At 57.6% G+C, this 22,594-nt stretch carries 22 protein-coding genes and 1 pseudogene; 12 read left to right on the top strand and 11 right to left on the bottom strand.

Annotated elements, in window-relative coordinates:
- The first annotated feature begins 97 nt into the window (after window positions 1-97).
- Window positions 98-421 (top strand): DUF6788 family protein, encoded by a 324-nt coding sequence (locus SD626R_RS06030; protein ID WP_092564773.1) that lies wholly within the window; start codon window positions 98-100, stop codon window positions 419-421.
- Between the two features lie 610 nt (window positions 422-1,031).
- On the top strand, window positions 1,032-2,030 hold the full coding sequence (locus SD626R_RS06035; protein WP_092564775.1) for a zinc-binding dehydrogenase: 999 nt from the start codon (window positions 1,032-1,034) through the stop codon (window positions 2,028-2,030).
- Between the two features lie 145 nt (window positions 2,031-2,175).
- Here the strand turns inward: SD626R_RS06035 and SD626R_RS06040 are convergent, their stop codons facing one another.
- The 3 genes from SD626R_RS06040 to SD626R_RS06050 form a co-directional block, all read right to left on the bottom strand.
- Window positions 2,176-3,645 carry an orc1/cdc6 family replication initiation protein gene (locus tag SD626R_RS06040; protein ID WP_176697285.1) on the bottom strand — a complete coding sequence of 490 codons (1,470 nt, stop codon included), beginning with the start codon at window positions 3,643-3,645 and terminating at the stop codon, window positions 2,176-2,178.
- Window positions 3,646-4,426: 781 nt separating this feature from the next.
- Window positions 4,427-5,704, bottom strand: a complete 1,278-nt coding sequence (locus SD626R_RS06045) for an RNA-guided endonuclease InsQ/TnpB family protein (protein WP_092564777.1) — start codon at window positions 5,702-5,704, stop codon at window positions 4,427-4,429.
- Window positions 5,704-5,838, bottom strand: coding sequence for a plasmid partition protein ParG (locus tag SD626R_RS06050; RefSeq protein ID WP_092564779.1), 135 nt, complete (start codon window positions 5,836-5,838; stop codon window positions 5,704-5,706). Before SD626R_RS06050 ends, SD626R_RS06045 begins: the two co-directional genes overlap by 1 nt.
- Before the next feature lie 55 nt (window positions 5,839-5,893).
- On the opposite strand from SD626R_RS06050, the gene tnpA reads away from it, so the two are divergent.
- Window positions 5,894-6,292 carry an IS200/IS605 family transposase gene (gene tnpA / locus SD626R_RS06055; protein ID WP_092564781.1) on the top strand — a complete coding sequence of 133 codons (399 nt, stop codon included), beginning with the start codon at window positions 5,894-5,896 and terminating at the stop codon, window positions 6,290-6,292.
- 192 nt (window positions 6,293-6,484) lie between these two features.
- Here tnpA and SD626R_RS06060 read toward each other — a convergent pair.
- Together SD626R_RS06060 and SD626R_RS06065 are read right to left on the bottom strand one after the other, a co-directional pair.
- Window positions 6,485-6,883, bottom strand: a pseudogene (locus SD626R_RS06060) (DNA polymerase I); the annotation flags it as partial.
- 339 nt (window positions 6,884-7,222) lie between these two features.
- Window positions 7,223-8,392, bottom strand: a complete 1,170-nt coding sequence (locus SD626R_RS06065) for an NAD(P)/FAD-dependent oxidoreductase (RefSeq protein WP_092564783.1) — start codon at window positions 8,390-8,392, stop codon at window positions 7,223-7,225.
- Between the two features lie 140 nt (window positions 8,393-8,532).
- Between SD626R_RS06065 and SD626R_RS06070 the strand changes: the two genes are divergently transcribed.
- The 6 genes from SD626R_RS06070 to SD626R_RS06095 all read left to right on the top strand — a co-directional run bounded on the left by SD626R_RS06070 (window position 8,533) and on the right by SD626R_RS06095 (window position 14,536).
- Window positions 8,533-9,516 (top strand): ornithine cyclodeaminase family protein, encoded by a 984-nt coding sequence (locus tag SD626R_RS06070; RefSeq protein WP_092564785.1) that lies wholly within the window; start codon window positions 8,533-8,535, stop codon window positions 9,514-9,516.
- Window positions 9,517-9,749: 233 nt separating this feature from the next.
- Window positions 9,750-11,114 carry an ABC transporter substrate-binding protein gene (locus SD626R_RS06075; protein WP_241996663.1) on the top strand — a complete coding sequence of 455 codons (1,365 nt, stop codon included), beginning with the start codon at window positions 9,750-9,752 and terminating at the stop codon, window positions 11,112-11,114.
- Between the two features lie 5 nt (window positions 11,115-11,119).
- Window positions 11,120-12,034, top strand: a complete 915-nt coding sequence (locus SD626R_RS06080; RefSeq protein ID WP_092564787.1) for a branched-chain amino acid ABC transporter permease — start codon at window positions 11,120-11,122, stop codon at window positions 12,032-12,034.
- A complete protein-coding gene (locus SD626R_RS06085) occupies window positions 12,031-13,074 on the top strand; it encodes a branched-chain amino acid ABC transporter permease (protein ID WP_092564789.1) in 1,044 nt (347 codons plus the stop codon). The genes SD626R_RS06080 and SD626R_RS06085 overlap by 4 nt, the downstream gene beginning before the upstream one ends.
- Window positions 13,071-13,835, top strand: a complete 765-nt coding sequence (locus tag SD626R_RS06090) for an ABC transporter ATP-binding protein (RefSeq protein ID WP_092564791.1) — start codon at window positions 13,071-13,073, stop codon at window positions 13,833-13,835. Before SD626R_RS06085 ends, SD626R_RS06090 begins: the two co-directional genes overlap by 4 nt.
- Window positions 13,832-14,536, top strand: coding sequence for an ABC transporter ATP-binding protein (locus tag SD626R_RS06095; protein ID WP_092564793.1), 705 nt, complete (start codon window positions 13,832-13,834; stop codon window positions 14,534-14,536). Before SD626R_RS06090 ends, SD626R_RS06095 begins: the two co-directional genes overlap by 4 nt.
- 75 nt (window positions 14,537-14,611) lie before the next feature.
- On the opposite strand, the gene SD626R_RS06100 is transcribed toward SD626R_RS06095, so the two are convergent.
- From SD626R_RS06100 to SD626R_RS06110, 3 genes are all read right to left on the bottom strand, one after another.
- Window positions 14,612-15,466, bottom strand: a complete 855-nt coding sequence (locus SD626R_RS06100) for a VOC family protein (RefSeq protein WP_092564795.1) — start codon at window positions 15,464-15,466, stop codon at window positions 14,612-14,614.
- Window positions 15,467-15,536: 70 nt separating this feature from the next.
- Window positions 15,537-17,306 (bottom strand): type B DNA-directed DNA polymerase, encoded by a 1,770-nt coding sequence (locus SD626R_RS06105; RefSeq protein WP_321163805.1) that lies wholly within the window; start codon window positions 17,304-17,306, stop codon window positions 15,537-15,539.
- Between the two features lie 311 nt (window positions 17,307-17,617).
- A complete protein-coding gene (locus SD626R_RS06110) occupies window positions 17,618-18,220 on the bottom strand; it encodes a DUF7509 family protein (RefSeq protein WP_092564797.1) in 603 nt (200 codons plus the stop codon).
- Between the two features lie 94 nt (window positions 18,221-18,314).
- On the opposite strand from SD626R_RS06110, the gene SD626R_RS06115 reads away from it, so the two are divergent.
- A complete protein-coding gene (locus tag SD626R_RS06115; protein WP_241996661.1) occupies window positions 18,315-18,770 on the top strand; it encodes a MarR family winged helix-turn-helix transcriptional regulator in 456 nt (151 codons plus the stop codon).
- Between the two features lie 33 nt (window positions 18,771-18,803).
- On the opposite strand, the gene SD626R_RS06120 is transcribed toward SD626R_RS06115, so the two are convergent.
- The 3 genes from SD626R_RS06120 to SD626R_RS06130 are packed head-to-tail and all read right to left on the bottom strand — an operon-like array spanning window position 18,804 to window position 20,700.
- Window positions 18,804-19,460, bottom strand: a complete 657-nt coding sequence (locus tag SD626R_RS06120; protein WP_092564801.1) for a ribonuclease H-like domain-containing protein — start codon at window positions 19,458-19,460, stop codon at window positions 18,804-18,806.
- Window positions 19,457-19,759 (bottom strand): DUF8156 family protein, encoded by a 303-nt coding sequence (locus tag SD626R_RS06125; RefSeq protein ID WP_092564803.1) that lies wholly within the window; start codon window positions 19,757-19,759, stop codon window positions 19,457-19,459. The genes SD626R_RS06120 and SD626R_RS06125 overlap by 4 nt, the downstream gene beginning before the upstream one ends.
- Window positions 19,760-19,761: 2 nt before the next feature.
- A complete protein-coding gene (locus tag SD626R_RS06130; RefSeq protein ID WP_092564805.1) occupies window positions 19,762-20,700 on the bottom strand; it encodes a hypothetical protein in 939 nt (312 codons plus the stop codon).
- Between the two features lie 497 nt (window positions 20,701-21,197).
- On the opposite strand from SD626R_RS06130, the gene SD626R_RS06140 reads away from it, so the two are divergent.
- Both SD626R_RS06140 and SD626R_RS06145 read left to right on the top strand, forming a co-directional pair.
- Window positions 21,198-21,893: a nucleotidyltransferase domain-containing protein gene (locus tag SD626R_RS06140; RefSeq protein ID WP_176697286.1), complete on the top strand. Its 696-nt coding sequence runs from the start codon at window positions 21,198-21,200 to the stop codon at window positions 21,891-21,893.
- Window positions 21,886-22,395 (top strand): DUF8154 family protein, encoded by a 510-nt coding sequence (locus SD626R_RS06145; protein ID WP_176697287.1) that lies wholly within the window; start codon window positions 21,886-21,888, stop codon window positions 22,393-22,395. Before SD626R_RS06140 ends, SD626R_RS06145 begins: the two co-directional genes overlap by 8 nt.
- Window positions 22,396-22,594 lie beyond the last annotated feature (199 nt).

The raw sequence follows: 22,594 nt of genomic DNA on the forward strand, positions 1-22,594 counted from the left end.
ATATTCGTGCTTTTCAGCCCGTGGCAGGACGATATTTATTTAACCAACAACTCTAAAACAATACGTGGTTTGTTGGTTAACGTGAGAGCGATCGCAGATGTCAAACAAGCCACCGACGCCGCCAGCAGATCTCCCTGAGGAGATTATCGACACACTCAACGGCTACTCGCCATCCCAGCTTCGGTACGTCGCACGCTATGCCGGGGAACTGGCAGCGGACAAAGGTCGCGAGACCTGCGTTGAGGAACAGTCAGATGACGATGAGCATGAAGAGCGCCCTGACGATCTTCCGGACGATGTTCCGTCGAAGGCCACGATCACGATTAAAGAAATCAACGACAATCGATACTACTACTGGCAGTGGCGGGAAGGAAGCTCGGTGAAGTCAAAATATAAAGGTCCAGTCAATCCCGATAGCTGACCACTCCTAGCCCCAATCTGCTACACATCGATAGAGGGGTGTCGACAAGCGCGGGTTCTCGCGAACACATCGATGTGGGTATTGAGCAATCAGTTGGCGTGGTGGCCGTCCCAGTCAACAAAATTGTCTAAGTTAAATTAGCGCTTGATACACATCTGCCGAATATATTCGTTTTAGCATCTCTAACGGAGTTTTACACATCGATAGAGGGGTGTATACGAGGTGCAATGGGAATGCATTGATTGAGCGTAAATAAGTAACTCAAACATCAATTGAGTCCTGGTAACAGACAGCTAATACACATCGATAGAGGGGTGTATACGAGATACAATGCAAAATGGTAAATGGGGGAGGGGGGTCACTGGAATGAGTAGAAGTTGTGAAATGATACAGGCGAATCAAACACATCGATAGAGGGGTGTGTACTGGAAATAATGGAAAAAAGCAGTGGTAAATCGCTAGCCGTAGCGTGACTTCACGGGTTCAGAGATCTCTTGATGTTGTGAACCACACACATCAAGGCAAGCTCACGAAATTCACCGTAGGCTGAGAGGGTGCGCTTGGTCCGACGACCGACGGCTATTCCCCTCCAGCGGCCCGCCGTTACGACATGGCCACCGAGATGACCGCGTTCGTGATCGAATCGTACGGCGACCCCGACGTCTTCGAACGAACGACCCGCGAGGTCCCCGAGCCAGCTGCCGACGAACTCCGGGTCGACGTTGCCGCCTCCAGCCTCAATCCCGTCGACTACAAGATCCGCCAGGGTGAGATCCCCGACTTCACGCCCGAGTTCCCCGCGACACTCCACTGCGACGTCTCCGGCGTCGTCGACTCCGTCGGTGAAGACGTCGAACAGTTCGAGCCGGGCGACGAGGTGTACGGGATGCCCGGCGGTGCGGGGCGGCAGGGTGCGCTTGCCGACTACGTCGTTGGGCACGCCGGCACGTTCGCTCGTGCGCCGGAGTCGATCCCGCTCGAGGACGCCGCGTCGCTCCCAGTCGTCGCACTCACCGCGTGGGAACTGCTCACCGACAAAGCGACGGTCGGCATCGACGACGACCTGCTCATTTACGGCGCCAGCGGCGGCGTCGGCCACATCGGCGTCCAGCTCGGTAGATGGTTCGGCGCGGATGTGACGGCGACGGGCTCGACCGGGGAGAAGCGCGACTTCGCCGAGAAACTCGGCGCGGACCACACCGTCGACTACACGGCGACTGACATCGAGGCGTACGTCAAAGAGTATGCCGACGGCGACGGTTTCGACGTGGTGTTCGACCCAGTCGGCGACGACCACCTTCAGACGGCGTTTGAGGCGGTCCGACCATTCGGCGCCGTTGTCACGACGGAGTCGAGTTCAACCCAGGACATCTCGGCGCTGCACGCCAATTCGCTCGAACTCGGCGTCGTGCTCGTCATCCTGCCGGTGCTGCTCGGCGATCGACAGGCGCGCATCGGTGAGGAACTCGCCGACATCGCGTCGCTCGTCGACGACGGCGTCGTTGAGCCCCACGTCGACGAGCGGTTCGCCTTCGAAGATGTCGCGGACGCACACCGACTCGGCGAAGCGGGAGACTTCCGCGGGAAGATCCTGCTTGTCAACGAATAAGGGTCGTCGACTGTGGTGAATCGCCAGATGGCGTTTGATTTCACGATTTTATCTGAATTGAGGCACTAAGGCCCCTTCCTCAACGAACAATCAAAGCGAGTGAGTAGGTCGGGGTAGTTCACTTCTGATTCGGTTGAAACCGCTACTACGTTTGGTTCCGGATCTGCGCTTTAACAACAGAGGTGACCTCATCCTCGGAGACCGCCTCAATACGTGAATCCTCTCGAAGTGTTTCGAGAATGGTCTCTGGTCGTTCTCCAAACTGGAACTCAAGGAACATTCCAGAGCTGGGACCGTGGCTCCGTCGTTCGAAGTCGACAAGCGAATACGTCGTGAGCTCTTTCATCTTATTCACGTACGTTTCCTGATGGTACTGATCGGCATCAATAGCGTCAGTTAGGTATTGATACACGCGATAGCCGGTCGTACTCCTAGCGCTTCCACCCTCAGTTTGGGACGCAACCGCCGCAGTTGCGTACAGGCAAAGCTTCTTTTGTGTGCTGATACCGCGAACGACCTCTAACACCCGATTCTTCTCGACCTTTTCCTGTGCGGTGCGGACGTGCGCTTCGCGAACACGAGTGTCACCTTCACGTTCAGCTAACTCACCGGCAACCCGCATGAGATCGATCGCCTTCCTAGCGTCACCATGCGTCTGTGCTGCAAATGCCGCTGCGAGTGGGATCACATCATCGTCGACGACATCATCATGAAACGCATCTTGACGACGTCGAAGAATTGCTTGGAGTTGGTTTGCATCGTAGTCGTCGAAATGGACATCTTCTGGAGTAAATGAACTGACGGCCCGACTCCCCACAGACTCCATCATCTTCGTGTCGTTTGAGATAGCAACCACCGAGATGTAGGCGTCTAGTTCGTCGTTCGCCCCAGCTCGGGAGAGTTGATACAGAAGCCGGGAGAATGCAGGCTCTTGTTTATCTCGCCGTCCAACGAGCATATCTAGTTCATCAAGGACGAATACAACGGAGTCGAAGTGTTCGTTGACGATTCGATAGAGCTCATCCCATTTTTCTTTCGTCGCCACGCCGTGTTTTGGAACCTCGACAGGGACACCTGCCGCGTCGGCAGCCTGCTGAACGAGTTCATATACGGCTATACCAAGCGTATCCAAATCCTGACAGTTCACTTCGATGGTGCCGAACTGGATATCACGGCTTTCACAGATACGGCTAATATTATGACAGACAGCCTTTGTGATCAGCGATTTGCCTGTTCCGGATGGCCCATATAAGAATAGATTCGGTGGTCGATTGTCTCCAAGCGCAACACGAAGCATCTTGGTTACTTCTTGGAGTTGATCATCACGGCCCACGATACGATCCTCTTTGACGACATAATTTGGGTCAAGTAACGCTCGGTCTCGAATCAACCCGTCTTGATCGTCAAATTCGAGGAGCATATCCTCGATCGACTGGGATGGCTCCTCGGAGTCAGTCTCATCCTCGGGTTGTGAGTCTCCATTCGTGATGTGAGACGACGAGGACTGTCGCGATGGCTCCGACTGCGACGTACTCGACAGCTCAGCTTGAGCCGTCGGTTCGTCCTCCGATGGTCCCGGTTCCTCTGCGGAATCATCGGAGTCGTCAGTACCCATAGAGCAATTGATACCGCCCTGTATGAAAAAGGTTCCCCACCTCTATCGAAGTGTGATTAGCCGTGTGAAACCCGTGATGCCGTACTAACCACGTAATAACTGTAAAATAAGGCTAACAGGCCGTAGCCGGTGACGATGTGTTCAGCAGTACTCGCTCGAAGACACACACCCCTCTATCGATGTGTTCGAAGTATTCACGGGGTGGGGGTTAGTTGAGGAATTTTTTGTACCTAACTGTCGAGACAGGCCTCGTGTTGGCTTAGAATGAAGAAGGAACGTTCTCGTCGTTTTCTACCCAATCGATTTGAGCTCAATCTTCTCTTCTCTTCTCTTATTCTATTAACACAAACACACACACCCCTCTATCGATGTGTTCGATGTGTTTTGGCTCCTGGCAATAGCGACCTTCAGATAACGTCAGAAAGTTTGTCGAAGCAACATCGGTTATCGGACGATAGAGAGACGTTATCTACGGTATTCTTGGAAATTGCGGTTCAAGGACTAAGACCGAGCACCTGTCTTGTCCGGCTTACTCACTTGGAACACATCGATAGAGGGGTGTGTGTCTCATCGGGTCGCTACTGTCAGAAGACGATCGGTTCACTGTTCCACAGGTAGGAAACAATCTTTCATGTGTCCTTTTGCGATTAGACCAAGTCGCGCACTTCGACTCGTGACATTGAGACGTTCCACAACAGAACAGAAGCTAAGACTCGACATCAGGTGCGATGGGAATCGCCTGTGAACCGCCTCGGGGTCAAGCCCCGAGCCTTCCCGTGGTTTAGTCGGACACTCCCATCCGGCCATCGGCCTGATAGCCTCGAGCGGTCGGGTGGGTCACGGTCGGGGCGTCCACGACCCCCGATGCCTGCCGTCGCACCTTCCGAACAACGGGAAGGCTGTTGAGAGCAGGCACATTCCAATCTTGATGCTTCTTGATGCCTTTCACGGCGATATTGACGCTTGCACCACGGTCGCTGTGGTCTTGATGCTCACAGGACTTGCACTTGAACCGCTTCTTGTGGCGGTTCGCTCGCTCCGTATGTCCGCACATCGGACACCGTTGGCTCGTGTACTCCGGGTTAATCCACGCTGTCGGGATTCCCTCGAACGACGCCTTGTACGACGTATAGAACTGAAGGGCGCGGAACGGGAGATGGTGCAAGCGTCGGTTCATCCGAGTGCCGTAGTCGATACTGTCGCGCATCTCTTTGAGGTCTTCAAAGACGATGCACGGCTTCTCGAACTGACGGCTCCACTCCACGATGTGACGACTCACCTTGTGGAGTCGGTCACGGACTAACCGTTTCTCACGCCCTTCCAACGTATCGTGGATGCTGTCCTTCCCTGCGTTCTGCGCGCGCTTTCGCATCGTAAAGTAACGGTGGCGCTCGAACTTGATTTCAGGGAAGTCGATGACCAACGTATCCTCGACGCCACCCTCGGAGAGTACGGTGAGGGCCACGTTGTCCTCGTTCACGTCCACACCGACGGCAGTCCGCGAGTCATGCTTGTCACGGACAGTTTGCTCGGTGTTGGTGAGGTTGACGTGCAACTCGGGGTTGTCGTTGTGGAACAGGGCTTCTACTGTCCCAATCTTCCACTCGTCGTTTTCAAGCGCGGTCTTGAGAATGTCGAGGTGAGCGCCACTCCCTTTGAGGACGCCCTTGACGTGCTTGTACGGCTTCGCGCTGATTCGGAACGCCACGTCACCGTCGTCGGTGAGCGACAGGTTGTACCCATCCGTGAAGTTTGCCCGGAGCGGGTACACACCGTCCTTGGTGTGACTCGGTTGGCCGAAGTCGTCGTACTCATAGTAGTTCTCCATCGCACCGAGTGCTTTGGCGACGACGCGCTGTGTCGTGTTCTTCACGAGGTTTGCGTCGTCGGCTACTCGGTCGGGAATCGCGTCCCAGTCCACGCCTTCTTTGGCGAGGCGGATGGTCTCGTTGTACACCGAGCGGGCTTCGAGTGTGGCGTCGTACAGCAGACCCTCGTTGCCACTCTGAATGTCGAGTTGGAAGTCCAACGTCTTGACGAGGGCCTGTGCGTCGGTCACTATTCGGATTCGTTGAGCCAGTCGTTGACGAGTCCACGCACTACGTCGGACTTGGTTTCGTCAACCTCGATGCACTTCTTCGAGAACTCCTTGTATACATCGTCCTCGAAGTCTACGGACAGTCGTTTTGTCATCTCACACTCTTACTTATATACTGAAATACTTAATTCTTGCCCACGTACTGTCTGTATGGGCGAGAAGCGGTCAAACCACGCGGTGTACAACGCCAACTACCACTTTGTGTGGTGTCCGAAATACCGTCACGCGATTCTCGAACCAATCGAGGGCTCGTTAGAAGTGAGTTTTCGAGGCGTGTGCGACGAGTACGACTACGAGATACTGTCGCTCCACATCTCACCCGACCACATACACCTGTTCTTGTCAGCCCACCCGAAGCACTCACCGAGCGAGATCGCACGGGCGGTCAAGAGCATCACGGTGCGGGAGATGTGGGAACAGCACGAGTCGTTCTTGGAGGAGTATCTGTGGGGTGGTGGGTTCTGGGAACGTTCGTACTACATCGGGACTGCGGGAACCGTCTCAACGGAAACGATTGAACGGTATATCGAACGAACAGGACACGTCTAAGTGTCGGCTTCATCCTCGGGGTCAAGCCCCGAGGCACTCGCCTTGTTTTCTCTGTAGAACACATCGATAGAGGGGTGTCTCTCAAACGAGTTTCTCAAGCAGCCCTTGTTCACCCGTCATACGAGGTTTCACGGATCTTCTGGGCATGGCTCTGAATTAACCAACAGATTTGGTGGTATAACGGTGTGTTGGTTAATCTTGATTGCCGTTCGCGAAGGCTGTCAGCTCCGGTTCCCGTGTCTCCGAGAGATATCGACGGATCTTCGACGGATCCCACCCAAGCGGTGACAGCACACTTTCGACAGCTCTGACGAGTTGTGTTTCGTAGTACGACGCATCGTACGACTCGATCTCCTCGTGAGCCAACGCAACCCGGTCCTGCGAGCTTTTCTCGTCGTCGACGACCACGTACTCGATGTCTTGGCCTGGATGAACAGCGAGATCCTGATCCCGAGCCCGTCTTAGTGCCGCCACGTTCTGCGTGTACCCTTCTAGTGTCTTGGAGACACGATTCCGTTCGACGAGCTGCTCGACCGGCACGGTTCCAGCGTGGAGGCGCTTGATGGCGTCTTGGAGACAGTCGAGTACGGACTGTGAATGAGTATCCTCTCAGTATTTCGACAGGGTGGATTGTAGTGCTGTCTCTCTTGTACTGAAACCCCGTCGGGCAATTTTGAGTGGTTGAAGCTAATGTCGCCATCTGAACTCGTATAGGGGAACGACGGGTTTCAGAGGGACCTCTGTGGGGTTGAAGCGCCGGTCTGTTGGTGTTGGTCGGTATCGTCGACATCCCGTTTCAGACGGACCTTTGTGGGGTTGAAGCCCGGTGGATCTGCTCCGGGAGCTACCGGACTATGATAGTTTCAGACGGACCTCGTGCCGGCCCATTTTTTCGCCCTCGGTTTGGATTCATAAGACGGAGTCTCTCCTTTATGCGACGCTTTGTTCGCTGATCGTCTCACCATTCTCAAACCGATCCCGTGAGAGCGGCGAGATATCGATGAGATCTGTCCCCCCGTCAACGATGAGGTCGGCGACAATCTGTCCAGAAGCGGGTGCGTGCTGGAACCCGTGACCAGAGAAGCCAGCGACGGTGACGAGACCGGGGATCGACTCCTCGACAATCGGGTGTCGATCCAGTGTGACCGCGTACAGCCCGGCCCAGCCCCGTTTAATCCGGGTATCGAGTCCGAAGTACTCGGTGTACGCACCGGCGTTTTCCACCGCTTGCGCTGCCCATTCGATATCCATTCCCTCGTCGTAGGCGTCGGGGTCTTGGTCAGGGTCAGCAATTTCGTCAAACTGCCCCCCGACAAGCGCCAAGCCCTCTCGCTCGGGGCGGAAGTACGACCCCGTCTCAAGATCGATTGTCAGTGGAACTGACTCAGGGACTGGGGAAGACGGCTCGACCACAGCGATTTGCCGTCGTCGAGGCGAAATCGGGAGATCAACGCCAGCCATGGCGGCGACTGTCGGGGCCCACGCGCCTGCAGAGTTGACGACGCAGTCGACCGCGTGCCGCTCGGACCCTTCGGCGTCCACCGCTCGGAGCTCAGCGCCAACGACACGGTCGCCCTCGCGGTGGAGTGTTGTGACCGCCGTTTTCGTTCGGATGTCGACACCTAACTCGCGGGCGGCCTCGGCATACCCCTGGAGGGCAAGGTTCGGATCGGCGATCCCGTCGGTGGGGTTGTACGTCGCCGCAACGAACGGGTCTGGGTTGAGCCCAGGGCAGTGCTCTGTCGCCTCGGCGGGCGCGAGCAGTTCGCTTTCGGCACCGAGTTCGCGCTGCATTGCAACGTTCTCGCGGAACTGCGCAGCGGTTTCTTCACTTCGGGCTACAAACAGATAGCCGTTCTTCCGGAGCCCGATATCTACACCGAACCGCTCCTCGAAGGTGTTCCAAACCGCCTTGCTAGCGAGTGAGAGTTCGACATTCACGCGCGTCGAGAACTGCGATCGGATCCCGCCCGCCGAACGAGTGGTGCTCCCAGCTCCGAGCGACCCCTTCTCGACTAATGTCACGTTTGCGCCGCGATCAGCCAACGAGTACGCGGCTGCAAGCCCGACGACGCCCCCGCCGACAACGAGTGTGTCCATACCTCTCGATCTCTCCTCAGAACATAAACGTACGACGCCGATCAGTCTCTCTCTGTGATCAAAGAGTAGGCGAGAGAGGCGAGCGTGCTAAGTAGTCGGCCGACGATCAGGCTAAGTCGTCGGGAACCAACGACCTGATTATGATGCTCGTCCTTTCCGCAGCGGAAGTCGACAAAAATCTTGAACTTGCGAGGCTCGTTGACGTAGTCGATGACGCATTAGTCAAACAGGCTGCTGGCGAGGTTGAACGCCCCCACCGACCGCATTTCCCAGTCGGTGCGGGTCTCGACGGCGACGAAGCCATCGGAACCGGGATCGCGATGCCAGCCTACGTTCACGGGGCGGACCACTACGCGACGAAACTCGTCGGCGTTCACGAGGGGAACGCAAAGCAAGGACTCCCGACGATCAACGCCCAGGTCGTCCTCACGGAGGCTCGGACGGGCCTCCCGAAGGCGTTGATGGCAGGAACGACAATTACGAACGCTCGGACCGGCTGTATCGGGGCGGTTTCCGTCAGGGCCTTGGCACCGGAACCGGATGGAGACAGTCTCACACTCGGAATCGTGGGGGCAGGCGCGCAGGCACGGTGGCAGGCGAAAGCGATTGAGACCGTGGCGACGCTTTCGGACGTTCGCATCTACTCACCGAGCGAGTCGCGAACGGCGTGTGCAACAGATCTGCGCGAGGCGGATATTCCAGCCCGTGCAGTGGACACGTCGAGAGACGCCGTGGAGGGAGCCGATGTGGTCGTGACCGCGACGACTGCGACCGAAGCCGTCTTCCCACCCGACGCACTCGATGCGGGGAGTCTCGTCGTCGCGGTCGGCGCGTTTACGGCGGAGATGCAAGAACTCGACTCGCAGATCCTTGAGCGCGCCGAGCAGACATTCGCCGACGTTCCTGACGAGGCCGCAGAGACCGGCGACCTCCTTGCAAGCCATCTCGACGCCGACGATCTGATCGAACTCGGTGTGGCTCTGACAGAGGGGTACGTGCGAAAATCGCCTGATGGGGTGGTAGTTGTGGTTAGCGTCGGATCCGCCACGCTTGACGCTGCAGCGGGCGAGACAATCTACCGAGAGGCGGTCGAGGCAGATGACGGGACTGAGGTTCCACTGTAGCTAACAGGTTGCGGCTACTATCGGTCGTGGACGACATATCGTTGTCAATCAAGAGAATCAGAATAGTGCCGAGAATCAGCAATAAAAGTCTGTTTTTGTGAGTTTCCTATCGTTCTATAACTAGTTTAGATCATTTAGCGGTCAAATATACTAATACTCATCTACTTTGTAACTTCGATGTGACCATGGTCTACCGAGTGTTTAAGTAGTATTGTATGTGAGCGAAAACTGGAATGCCATCAGATATCACGGAACGTGTGGATCGTCGAGCCTTCCTAACCCTCGCCGGAAGCGGAGGAATTGCCGGCCTTTCAGGCTGTATCGGATTTGGCGGCGATGAAGAGAGTGGCGATGGCGGTGACGGCAGCGGGAGTGACGGTAGTGACAGCGACGGTGGCGATAGCGGCGATGACGCTCCAGACACGATCGTCTTCGGACAACCCGGTGCGCTGTCTGGCTCGTTCGACTTCCTTCAGCCCGGTGTGTCGCAGGCGGCTGACGCCGCAGTCCGCCACATCAACGAGGCTGGCGGGCCTCTCGGTGCGGAGCTAGAGCTCGTTCGCCGAGATACCGCCGTCGACCCGCAGGAAGCACGGACCGTCGCGACGCAGTTGGTCGAAAACGACAACGCCGCCGCGATTGTTGGTCTCTTCTCGAGTGAGATCAACCCGCTGTGGGACTACCTTCAGGACCTCCGAACGCCCATCGTCACCCCGTGGCCGGGGTCGACGTTCCTCGACACCCGCGGCGGTGACAAGGGCACCCCCAGCGACGTGAGTGACGATGAGTGGGTGTGGCGGACCGTTGTCGGAGACACCGTCCACACTGGTGGGAGCGCCGTCTATGCGCTTGAAGAAGGGTTCGAGACGCTCGGAATCATCAACGGCAACACCGAGGGCGAGCGGAGCTACGTCGACGGATTCCTCTCCGTCTACGAGCAAAACGGGGGAACTGTCGCCGAGCGAGTGGAGGTCGAACTGGGGAGTTCGAGCTACCAGTCGGCGCTCAGCCGACTCTTTGACGCCGACTTCGACGCCTTCCTCGTGAGCATGCCGCAGGAGTCGGCGATCACGGCTCTCAGTGACTGGTCCGACGGCGGCTACGGGCGTCAGCCCATCCTCTCGGACACCCTGGCACAGCAGGCTGTTATCGATCAGGTTGGCAGCGACCTCCACGGCGCGTGGGTCGCCTCACCTGGTCGTTCAGGCCCAAGCTACGACACGTTCGAGGACATTTATAATGAAGAAGGTGACGCCGAGATCAACGGCTGGACGCCGCCGTCGTGGGACTCCGTCCAGGTAACGGCGCTCGCTATCGAGCGCGCCGGCTCGACGAACCCCGAGGCGATCCAGAAAAACCTCGGTCCGGTGAGTCGCGGCGAGGGGACGACTGTCAGCACCTTCGCGGAAGGTAAGGAGGCGCTCGCCAACGGTGAGGAGATCACCTACCGAGGCGCCGCGACGCCAACGGACTTCACCGAGCACGGCAACGTCTTCGGGAGTGTGACGATCAGCACTGCCGAGTCCGGTGGCTTCGTCGAAACCACCGAGGTCGCCGCCGAAGACGTCCGTGAGTACGTCGCGGAAGGCGAATACTAACCGCGATGGGGCTACTTCAGGAGATCATATTCGGACTGGTCACCGGGTCATATATCGCGATCGCTGCGATCGGGTTTACACTGATCTACGGGATCGTGAACATGATCAACTTCGCGTACGGGGAGTACATCTCCATCGGAGCCTTCATCGGGTTCCTCGCCGCGAACACCCTGCCCGGCCCGCTTCCAGTCGCGGTCGTCGTGGCGATGATCGGCGGTGGCATCGTCAGTATCATCTTGGCCCGTGGTTTTTTCACCCCGATCAACCACACCGGACCGGTCCCGATGTTGTTGACATCGATCGGCCTCGGAATCGTTCTCCGGAATGGACTCCGACTCGTTGGCGGCCGAAGCGCCCGCTACTTCGAGACAGAGACGTCGACGTTCCAGTTTGACGCGATTCCGGACCTTCCGGTCGGACCCGTCGACCTCCTCGGCGACTTCTTCGTCACATCCGAACAGCTGGTTGTGGTGGGGTCAGCAGTGGCGGTGTTCGCGTCCATCCATCTCTTGTTGACCCGAACAGACGTGGGAATCGCGATGCGGGCGATGGGCGACGACGAAAGCTTAGCGCGGGTTCGCGGTATCGACACCCAGTTGATCCGCGACAGCGTCTGGGTGCTCGCCGGCGTTCTCGCCGGACTCGCAGGCGTGCTGATGGCGGTCCAGACGAACGTCAGCGCCGACACCGGGTTCAGCCACATCCTGCAGATACTCTCTGCAGCCATCCTCGGCGGGGCTGGAAGCCCGTACGGGGCGATCCTCGGAGCGTACGTCATCGGCCTTGTGTTGGCCGTCTCGACGGCGTTCCTCCCCTCGTCGATGACCGGCTTGTCGTCTGCGGTGGCGTTCGTGATTCTGATCGCCGTACTGCTCGTCAAACCCAGCGGGATTGCCGGAACAGAGGTGCGTGAGGCGTGAGCGTTCTCGATCGGCTCCCATCCGGACGCGGAGACCGAGCCCTGATTGCGGGACTCGTCTGTCTCCTCCTCGGCGCGCTGTTCGCGGTGACGCCACTTCGCGCCCAACTCCCGAGTGCGCTCTACGTCTTCGTCGAAGTCGGGATCCTCTTTGTGATCTACGGGATCCTCGTACTGGGGCTTGACCTTCAGTACGGTCACACCGGCCTCGTCAACTTTGGCCACGTCGTCTTCTTTGCAGTCGGTGCGTACGCGACTGCGATGCTCACGGCACAGGACACATTTGCGGGGATCGGCTTGGGGTATCCCTGGCCGTTAGGACTCGCCGTCGGTGTGATCGCGGCCGCGATCCTCGGGGCAGCCGTCAGCCTCACCTCGATCCGACTCCGCGGCGACTTCCTCGCGATCGTGACGCTTGCGACAGCGGAGATATTCCACTCAATCTTCGTCAACTTCGAGAACATCTTCGGGGGGAACGTCGGCATCCTCGGCGTGCCACGACCGATCGCTTCGCTCGTCTCCGACAGCGACACCCGCCTCGTCGCCACGCTTCTCGTCTTGGGTGGAGTCACCCTCGTCACTCTCGCAGTCGTCACTCGACTGACCGATGCGCCGTACGGGCGCGTCCTCCGGGCGATCCGGGCTGACGAACTCGTGACGCGCTCCGTGGGGAAATCCACGATAACCTACAAAACGCAAGCGTTCGTCTACGGCGCGGCACTTGCAGGCCTCGCCGGAGGGTTGTTCGCGCTGTACAACGGTGCGGTCGCACCCGGCTTCTTCACGATTCAGGTAACGGTCACCGTCTGGATCGGGATGCTACTCGGCGGCGCAGCGAACCACCGAGCAGTGCTCGCCGGGTTGTCGATAATTATGGGGCTTCGGCTCATCTCCCGGTTCGCACTCAACGTGACGCCGGTCTCCGGCGACGTGTTCGCCTCAATTCGGCTCATCGTCGTCGGCCTGATCCTCGTTGCAGTAATCCGCTATCGCCCTGCCGGAATCTGGGGCGACCCGCAGGAGTTGGGGGTGGACCAATGAGCCTCCTCTCCGCGGAGGGCCTCGTGAAGGAGTTCGGGGGCCTGCGAGCGATAGACGGGCTTTCGGTGTCGATAGAAGACGGAGAGCTCGTCGGCGTGATGGGACCCAACGGCGCAGGAAAATCGACGTTCTTCAACTGCGTCAGCGGCGTCATCTCACCCGACGGCGGCACCGTCAGTCTCAAAGGCTCCGACGTGACGGGCGATTCGCCCGAGTCATTGGCACATCGTGGGTTGGTGCGGACGTTCCAGAACACCCGCGAGTTGGAGACGATGACGGTCCGAGACAACGTGCGGCTCGCCGCTCCAGACCAGCCGGGCGAACGGACGCTTCCCGCGCTGCTTCGCAGCGGTTCAATGCAGGAGCGAGAGGGGACCGTCCGAGAGCGGGCAGATGAACTGATCGAGATGTTCGAACTGGATCACCTCGCCGACGAATACAGCAGCAACCTGTCCGGCGGCCAACGGAAGCTGCTTGAGCTCGCGCGTACGCTGATGCTCGATCCAGACGTACTCATGCTCGATGAGCCGTTCGCGGGCGTCAACCCGACGTTGACTCGTGAGATTGCAGACCACGTGCGCGACCTCAACGAGGACGGGATGACGGTCGTAATCATTGAACACGAGCTCGAAACGTTGACTGAGCTCGTTGACCGGCTGATCGTCCTCCAACAAGGGCAACTGCTCGTTGAGGGTGACCCGGAGATGGTCCTCAAAGACGAGCGTGTGATCGAGGCGTATCTCGGCGGTGATGCCAAATGAGCCTGCTTGATGTCGTCGATCTTGACGCGGGATACGGCGACCTTCAAGTTCTCTCTGGCGTTGATCTCCACGTCGACGACGGCGAGTACGTGACAATTGTCGGGCCAAACGGCGCCGGCAAATCGACGGTGATGAAAACGATTGTCGGGATTGCGGCCTGTCTAGGCGGGTCGATCGAGTACCAAGGGACGGACATCTCTGGGCTGTCCCCAGAGGAGGTAGTCCGCGAGCGGATCGGCTACGTCCCACAAACGGACAACGTCTTCCCGACGCTGACTGTCGAGGAGAACCTGCGGCTCGGCGCGTACGTGCTCGACGAGATGCCGACCGACCGCAAACGCGATGTCTACGATCGCTTCCCGGCGCTCGCCGGCCGAACAGATGAGGATGCTGGTTCCCTCTCAGGCGGCCAACAGCAGATGCTTGCGATGGGGTGTGCGCTGATGCTCGATCCCGACGTGTTGCTCTTAGACGAGCCCAGTGCGGGGCTCGCACCCGATCTCGTCGACGACATGTTCGACCGGGTAGACGAGATCAACGAGGCGGGCACCACGATCCTCATGGTGGAACAAAATGCGAAAGAGGCGTTGCGACGCTGCGATCGCGGCTACGTCCTCGCCAACGGGGAGAACCGCTACGAGGATGACGGCGACTCGCTCCTCAATGATGAAAACGTTCGTCGGGAGTTCCTCGGCGGATAACGGTTCGACCGCGGACCACAATTTTTGGTACGGCCTCTCCTCGTAGGTGTCACCCCTCAATGGTTCCTTTTTTCTCTAGGGTTCTATGTCGACAATCCCGAGATACGGATACCCCGACGGGTAGGTTACAGAGAGCCACTCGACAGTTCGGTCGGCAAGCGAACCCGTAGTGCTGTCGTCTAACGGAAGCATTCGTTCGGCGTCCTCTGTCCGTTGCTCCTCACCGAGCAGATACGCGACTGGTCGGGGGCCGAAGGCCGCAAGCCGCTCTGCGAGTTGGCCGTCGCCGCGCGGTTCTGCAAGCACCACCGGGAGTCCGGGGAACGATGCCGTCTTGGCGTCAAAAATGTCGCTGTTACCAATCTCTGGTCCGTCCGCGTCGAATGCCTTCTCAAACTCTGCGATTCCGGCGTCGAGGTCACCGACGCCGAGAACGACCGTATCGACTCCAGTGATCGACGACGATGCCAGATCACCTGTTGGCTGGACCCGCCGTTTGCGGGGAGTTCGGTCGCTGATGAGAAACGGGAGCGTCGAGCCTGGATCGCCTTCCTCGAGGTAGGTAAGATCCCACTCAACAAGCGTTCCATCCTCTCGAGTCCGTTTGTACTCCGAGGGGCCGTCGACGTGGATGCCCCGGTCGCGGAGGTCAGCACTCGCGGTATCAATATCGTTAACGTCGACGGCCCAGGCACATGGGCCGCCATCTCCGTGAATAGGACCATGCCACCACGGCGACTCGGCGTCAGGCTCTAGCGTCGAAATGAGTTCGATGTAGCTTCCGTCCCGAAACCCAACAATTGCCATGTGCGTGACGCCGTTCGAGTGACGGCCGCCGTACTCCACCGGGAGGCCAGCATCGCTGAATGCATCGACGAGACGGTCCAGATCTCGTCCTGCGACCGTGACATGGTCGATTTGGAGGTCCATATGTGGAGGGCGAAAGCGACCATCAAATACGTTCCGGCGACGGCGCTGCGACTGTTGTCAGAATCCTGTTCTATACTTTGCGTTCTCGTCCCGATGGCGGCGTGAGGGGGAGGTCCGCGTCGATCTCGTCGTACCACACAACGGAGCGCTTCGCGCTGCCGTTCTCTTCGAACTCGAGGAGGCCGTAGTCGGCCAGCTCGTTTACGTTGTTGAGAACCTCTGGTGGGTTCCGGTCAACAAGGCGAGCGAGTTCATGGATACTCCCCGGCTCGTGTGCAACGATTGCTTCGAGGAGTTCGAGGTTGGTCGATCGAAAGACGCGACCGAGCGCCTCGAGGTTTTCGCGGTCATCATCGTCGACGTCGGGGTCCGGCGTCACCCAGATGGAGTCGACGATCCCGTGGACGACGCACCAGCCGCCTTCCTCCAACTGCTGTTTCGCCGTCAGCAGAATCTCGCGAGCAAACGCGTTGATTGCCTCGTGGCACTCGATACGACCGAACTTCGCGGTGCTGAATCCCTGATATCCGAAGCAAGCCACCAGGATCCATTTCAGTGCGCCCGATCGCCCCTCGAGTTCCGCCAGCCGGTCCTCGTCGGGGTCGTCTCGTTTCTTCTCGCGACGGACGGCCGCCTTGATCTCGTCGCGCGCGTCGATGATCGGCTGGAGCACGTCGACGAGGTAGCCTCGATCGTCACAAATCGAGTATCCGAGGCCGGGGACGTCGTCGCGGTCGCTGTGGCAGTCACAACGGATGACGTCCGGCGAGACGTTCCGGGTACAGATGATGTTCGGATACAGCGAGGAGAAGTCAAGTTCGTGGACGTTCTCGTGGAGGCCGACCTCGGGTGCGAAGATGAACCCGCCACGGTCGGCGTTATGGAGCGTCCCCATCGGTTTGTAAAGCTCATGCCGCCAGGAGTTCCACGGGATGAGGACGCCGCGGTCGTGAGCCTCACAAATCTGGATCGCCGTGAGCACGTTCCCGATCGACGCCCACGCGAGCTCCTGAACGGGCTTTTTCGAGCGCGACACGAGGTCGAGGACGCCGTCGAGGTTCGTCTCCCCGTAGAAGAACGTGTTTGACTCGTCGATGATCGCGCGGCCGGGCACGTTGTACCGCGCTGGGGAGTGACCGACGCGGCCGTAGCTCGAGTACGTCGACCGACTCGCGAGCTGCTGGTAGTCGACGTCCGGCCACCGACTCAGCGAGAAGTCGTCGACGCCGGCGTCCGTCGCCATCTCGTACAGAGTCGGGACAATCTCACTCGTCGAGCAGACCAGAATATCCGGACCGTGTCTCTCGATCGCCGCTTGAACGGTGGTGAGGATGTCTCCTGCTGACCCGGTAACAGTCTCGCCGGCAACTGTGAGCTCGCCATACGTGTCCTTGCTGGTCTCGGTTACTGGAACACCGAGCCGGAGTGTTGACAGTTCTGCCGTCGGCGTTGGATCGCAATTCGCCTCCAGACAGTACCGGAATCCTCGCGAGAAATCGACGTTGAAGCAGGCGAGATCGCCGACTGGATGCGCTGATAGCTGTCGGGCCTGTCGCGCAAGCGGTGTGACGCGGTCGACATGGTTGACGTCGACAACGAGAGCGGACTCGCAGTCACGACGAAATCCGGGCCGCCGGGATACGATCTCGGTCGCGACGACATTCGGGTGTCGTTCATATTGTGCGCGAAGTGGTGTGAGATCGATGTCGGTGTCAGGGTCACGTGCTGTGACGTAAAACCGGGGCGTGTAGTCGTCGCGTTCGGTCATGGTGGCGCTATCATCGGTCGCTTCCCATTCAAGAACGCGACCATCGTCAAGGAAATCAATCGTGAACGTCATTTGCGTAAGTCACCCACTTACCATTCTATACACCGAAATCTCGCATAATCGCCGGTGTGTCTGTTCCGGATTTCGGGAAACGAGGATCGTCTCGATAGAAACAGCGCGCCCTCGGAAATTCATTCCTTTACCCACTTTCCGGAATCGCTTCCGAGTTTGATATCCGAACCCGTGTTAACCAACAGACTGGCTGTATCACAGAATTTTGTTGGTTAAACCGAAACATTTGGATTCTCCGAGCTAGACCTGCCGATCGAAATTATGTTCGCTGAGGTTTCAACAGACTTCGTCAAATGAAATGGAGGCTCCCGCTACGCAACTTGGCGGACGTGAGCTTTGACAGCTTGATAGAGCCCGTCGAAATCATCGAACTCATCGACTGTAACGTGCCAGCGGTCTGAAATCCCATCGATCATCGAACTTTCGACGTTCTGTTCGCCAAGGAACAGCACTTCTTCACGGAGTTCCTGTGACGAGAGATGTTCACAGACAGATCCGATCTCGATTCCTACACCGAGGTTGTCGCCCATTGCCGGAGCAATAAAGACAGTTGCAACGGATGCTTTAGTAAATTCGACACTTTGGGTAGCAGCGTCCATTTCGTAGAGCGGGATTTCAGGATCCGTCGCGAGAAAGGCATTGACTCCTCGCTCTTTTCGGAGTCGTCGGCGGAGTTCGATGAGGAGCCAGAGTGCCTCATCCGCGTCAAAGTCAGTTTCAGTAGATTGGAGGTTTTGGACTGCTTCGTCAAGTGTAGTTCGCGTCGTGGCTACGCCTAGCTCGGTAGAGGGTGACTCGTAGGGTGGATAGGACTTGTAGGGTCCCATCAAATAGACCAAAAGTCGGGGCTTGGAGATCTCTGTCTCGCTGAGGTAGGGGCTTGTTTCGAGTGCCTCGATCAACCGCTCTTCCATTATCCGTTACTCAATTCGGTGGACCAAATAGTTGGATGGTCTCGCCGCAACCATAGTAAAAAATTTTAATATGGTGGGGGACCAACTGAGTTATATGACTAACTCGCCCGACCGACAGTCAATTCCTGACGGCGGTTCGCTCCGACGGCGTGACGACTCTAATGAGGGCGATAACGGGTTCGACCTAGACGTTGAACTCCCTGAAGACAGCCTATTCGATCTTGACGATTACTTGAAGATGTACGAAGTGGCGTCTAAGCCCAAGCAATATCTGATCCTTGAGGCGCTTGCGGAGAATCATCAACTCAGTACCAGCGAACTGTCAATGGTACTTGGTGAGGAAGATAATGCGCTCCACTATCCGCTCCGGACGCTCAAGGATGTCGCACTCATCAAGAACCGACGCGATCCGAATACGGGGACTGAAGAGACCTATTCATACTACGAACTGACAGAGCTAGGACGGATCGTGTTGACCGAAGGGATCCGCGAGGGTGTCAAAATACTGGCTCGGCAAGAAGCCGCTCTCGAAGACAAATATAGCAAGTGATCGTGACCGAGGCCCTCGATAGTTTCTGCGCATTCACCCTTCACTAATCACTGGGTCGAGCGATTTCATCGAAAAGTCTGATTTCGAGCAGTACCGTTCCGCAACGTCCATTAGCGCTCGTGTACGCCGAATATCGGCGACGTTGTGGAGTACGACCGCTCCGAAATCACCAGTCTCCCACGCGTCGACGGCTTCGCTGCTCTCCCCAAATGGATCGACTGTGCCGTGGCCGGACGCCACGAGCTCATCATACACTCCAGTGAGGCTGTTCTCGCTCGTGTTGAATCGTGAGGAGAAGACCTCCATCACGTCGATGTACGGCAGCTCGGCGAACGGCCACTCGCGTTCATGATGACTCAACCGCGTTCGAAGAAATGGCAGATCGAATCCGCCCTTCCAGGTTTCCCCGTTGTAGGCAACGAGCTTGACATCTCGCTGTGCGATCGTGGTATCGACGAACGTCTTGACGGCGTCCAACAGCGCGCCCTCATCGTCATGAACAGAGAGCGTCACTGGCGTAGTGAGATGGTCGTTCACGCGTTCTTCGATATCTGAGGCACACGCATTCCCGGCTGTATTGAGGAACACTCGCGAGCCGATCTCAGCATCGAAGCCGACGACGGTCAGCTGGTCAGTCGTCGAAAACCCCGTCGTCTCGATGTCGAATGCGATCGTCGCGAGTGTACTCATCGGGGTTCCTCGCTGGTTTCTTCATCGGTGCGCTGTTCGTTGAGCAGGTGTTCGAGCGCTTTGAGGCGTTCCTCATGGTCTTCTAATGTGGCCTCCTGTTCGAGATCGATACTGAACAGCGCCGGCACCAGTGGATTCTGGTGGTTCAACAGCCCGCTCGCGTCGGCGTGTTCGCGAGCGTACTCGAACAGTTGGTCGAAGCGTGGTTGGTCGCGACGACGGAGCGCCCGCCGGAACTCCGCCCAGCGGTCTTCGATAGCCCGTAGTGCATCCCGATATGTCGGGTTCGTGCGTCCCATTGTTAGCGCCCCCTAGGTGCTGTCCATGCATCGAGGAGCGGACTCGCGGTGAGCGACGCCGTCTCGCCGTCAGTGGTCACGCCTGTCCCGACACCTGCCGGACTCGATGTCGACGATGGGGATGTCGCGGGTTCGAGCCCGACCTGTGTCGCCCGCGTAGCGAGCAGCTGTCGCCAGTTGGCGAACGTGGTCTGGTAGTACGCACCGTCATCAACTGGATAGACGAGTGTCTCGAACTCGTCACCGACGAGTCGCGGCCCCATCCGGGTTTGCTCACACTCAAGATGATGATTGGCGGCCGTCGCGACCGGTGCTGTGAACTCATCGATCGTACTCCGAGTCACGAGTACCGGGACGTCGTAGCTATCGGCGTACGTCGCTAGTCGAGCAAGGGTTCTCGCTTGGAGTGTTTCTGCGTGCTGCTCGCTGAGTGTGTCGTCGCCTTGGTACTGTGCGTCGACGGCCGGCGCAACGATGAGCGACGGGGTGTGTGGAGACGAGTCATCGTTTTGATCCACTGACTGTCGACCAGATGTGCTGGTGACAGCGGTCGATTTCTGGATGGCCTGGTTTACTGCCGTCGGGAGATCGTCGACAGCGCCGTAGTGCTGGTACGCGGTAAATCCGCGTGCGACGTGGATCCGGTTGAGCAACCGCTGGCTCGGTGTGATCTGAGCCAGCGTCGTCGTCGTCGCGTGTCCGTTCGCATCAACCCAGAAGGCGGGCCCGTCGTGTAGGAGGAGATGGTCAAGCACGAGCGCCTGGAGGATTGGAACGCCACGGCCGCCGTCTATGTCGAGCAGCGTAATGCCATCGTCGAGTGACGGCAGGAGCATCGCTTCTGTGGCTGGCTCGGCGCGATCTGCCAAGCCCAGATTGCGGTCAGCCCCCCGTGTCGGCTTGTCGGCCGCCATTCGGTTCGATGGTGGGTAATCTCCCATACTCGATAACTCGTCACGCACTCAATAAGCGACGGCGCGGCGCTTCCGGACTTCCAGAAAAGAATGTACCAGACGTCAACTCGAACTCTGTCACCGGATCTTGGGGAGTGGTAGACTGTTTCCAAGACTCTTTCCGAGGTGGCTGCTATCTTTGACCGTCGAATTAACCAACATTTCGGTATGTCCCGGCAACTTGTTGGTTAATCCAGTTATCCTCATTGTGACGCACCTTGTCGATGATATCTCTAGATATGATATTCCAGAATATGATTATTCAGAATATTTTATCCCACGCCTACTAATTCAGTGCTACTCGATATTTGGACAACTCCGAAGAGATGGTTCGGAAACGGTACTCACATATTGAAGCTGGAGAGTTCGGTGATCCCGCTGCTGAGGCGATCGAAGACATCGACAAATAACCGGCGTTTCGATTGTTATTAAGTACTGGACGTATTTATATAAAGTTTATATAGTAGTGAGCCGTAGCATGGCACATGAGCCGTGAGACGGAATCGAACGCCACCCAGGGTGTGTCCATATCCGTTCCAATACCCGCCGCAGACGCGGATTTGTTCAAAAGCAAGGCAACGAACGACATCTTGCTATTTTTAACGAACCACCGATTCAAACAGTTCTCACAGCGCGAAGTGGCTGATCAGATTGGCCATTCCCAACAGACGGTTCGGAGAGCGATCAATACCCTCGTCGAGAACGAATTAGTGGTTGAATCGCCCGAGAACAATCAACGGCTCGTTCAGATCAACCGAGAGCGACTCGCTATTCCGGACGACCCTCTCCTCCGAATACCGCAACCAGAGTTCCAGAAGCCCGTGAAGGCCGCGGTCGATGAACTCACTGACCGTCTCGAGGGCGTCATCGGGATCGTCCTTTACGGAAGTGTGGCGCGCGGCGAAGCCGATCGGCGCAGCGACATTGACCTCTGGGTGCTCACGACGAACGATCGAGCCCCAAACCAACGAGAGGCGAACGCTGTTGGTCGCGACCTCGAAGACGCCGAGTTCGACGGGAATAGGTATGCTTACGACATCGACGTTGAGGCGGTCCAAGCGATTCCCACGTACACAGAAGACATTCGGGAAATTGTCGTTTCAGGAATCCCAATCTACAGCACTACCAAGTTTGAGACGGTCGAAAAGCTCCTCCTCGAGGAAGGTGATAGCGATGAGTAACAGGTCTGATCCAACTGACATCCTCGAGTCCCTGGAGCGGGCACAAGACGCCTTCAAGATGGCGGGCCGTGGTCGAGCAGAGTTCGAGGAAGGGATTAGTGCCGACGATGACTGGAAGACTCAACTGACGAAAGCGTGCCGGCTCGTTGAGGTGACTAACACGCTTCAGGCGCAGGGAGACTACTACACAGCGATCATCGAGGTGAGTTTTGGAACCATAGAGAGATCCATCGAAGCGTACGCGCTCGCGATGTCGAACGATGAACTTCAGGAGTTCAAAGATCACGAGTTCAGCTACAAACGCGCATACCAGATTGGCCTGTTCACCAAAGAAACAGCAGAAGACATGAAGGATCTGTATAGCGAGAACCGGACAGAGAGCTACTACGGCGGCGGGAGACCGACAGAAGAGCAGGCAGACGCAATGGCCAGTCTTGCCCTCGCCGTCCACCAATTCAGCGTGAACCAGATTCGGGAAGGGGGGGTCTGTCTCTGCGACTGACGGCCGCTCCGTCTTCGCCGTATATGGTATATCACTGTACCGGCTCTGTTGAAATCCTTAGAAAGTGATATATTCTGTTTAGGGTGTGGTCAGTACAGGGTACATATTTCGCACTCTGGTCAGTAGTGTATTGACACGGGGTTCGTTACAATAACAGCAGTTTCAGACGGGGTTTGTTGTAGTGAAGTAGGGGATAGTA

Source organism: Halorubrum sp. SD626R (assembly GCF_001261915.1).
Taxonomy (GTDB): Archaea; Halobacteriota; Halobacteria; order Halobacteriales; family Haloferacaceae; genus Halorubrum.